Origin of the sequence: Nocardia carnea, assembly GCF_029869215.1 — a bacterium.
Taxonomy (GTDB): domain Bacteria; phylum Actinomycetota; class Actinomycetes; order Mycobacteriales; family Mycobacteriaceae; genus Nocardia; species Nocardia carnea_B.
The window spans coordinates 1-1211 of sequence record NZ_JARWPM010000353.1 but is presented as its reverse complement, the minus strand read 5'-3'; the positions used below and the strand labels follow the sequence as shown (position 1 = coordinate 1211).

Sequence of the window (1211 nt, the reverse complement as noted above, 5' to 3'; positions counted from 1 at the left end):
TAAATCCCACACCCCCCCCCCCCCCACCCCCCCCCGGTGGGGGGGTTTTTTTTATTAATAAATACACCCCCACCCGGGCGGCCCGCATTTTCCCACTTTGCGGCCGGCCGGGCCGCTGTCTTCGAGCGCTGCCGTACCGATTCCCGAACGGTTACCTTTCGCGGTGCCGGACCAGCGGACGATATTCGCCCGGTCCGGCACTGAGCATCCGGAAGAGCCGTACGCCTGCGGCGGCTGCCGGCCGGACCGGTCACCCCGCGAGACCGGTCCGATCGACGACGCCCTGCCCATGGGCCGGTCTGCCACCCCGCGAGACAGACCGACCCACCCGGTCGCGCAGCTCCCCCGCTACGCCGACCGGCCCCCGTCCCCCAGTGGTTCACCGATCCCCTCCCCGGTCACGGAAACCACCCCACCCCCGCGGATCCCCCACGATTCCCCCGGATCCGTACTTTCCGGGATGCGTACCGGGTCCTCCCCAGGCACCGGTCCGCATCCCGCCCCCTCCTTTGGGCGGCGTCCCGACTACTGGCAGGAGTCGAAAACGCCGAGCTCGGTGCGACCGTCCTTGATCAGGTAGCCGGTCTGGGCGTAGACCACCGGCGCGTCGATTTCGATCACGATCTCGTCGCCGGAATGGGTGCAGGTGGCCTGGCCGGTGAGGGCGGCACCCGGCTCACCTTCGGTGGCCACGGCGGGTCCGGCGGTGAAATCCATGGCGGTGGCGGCACCGGCCAGGGCAAGTGCGGTGGTCAGCTTGGTGATCATCTACGAGGTTCCTGTTCGCGGTGTGAGTGCCGGTGTGCTCTCCGGCATGGCTCAACAATGCGACCCCGCACTTGGCGCGCCCTTAACGTGAACTTATAACGCTGCGACCACGATCCGTCACAGTGCAATCAAGGTCGGAGAACGGCCCGGGGAGATATCCCGCCAACCGGGTATCTCGGGCATCATGGAGGACATCCGCTACGACAAGAGTGGGAGTGTCGATGGATACGTTGGCCCTGTGGGCACTGGCCTGTGTGGTCTATTGGTTCGGCCTGCTGTAGCCGCGCCCATACCGACTACTTGCGGCAACGGAAGGATTCCCGAGCGTGACGCTGGAGTTCGCGGGCATATCGGTCGGCGTGGTGCGCGGAGAGGTCGACACGGACGAATCCGATCGCGGTCGGCAGGTAGCCGGGTGGCGGCGCAGAGGGATACGGCATTGG

Annotated in this window: 1 protein-coding gene; it reads right to left on the bottom strand. The window is 67.0% G+C overall.

The window, feature by feature from the left end:
* Positions 1 to 525: 525 nt before the first annotated feature.
* A complete protein-coding gene (locus tag QH276_RS24765; RefSeq protein WP_280396638.1) occupies positions 526 to 768 on the bottom strand; it encodes a hypothetical protein in 243 nt (80 codons plus the stop codon).
* Positions 769 to 1211 lie beyond the last annotated feature (443 nt).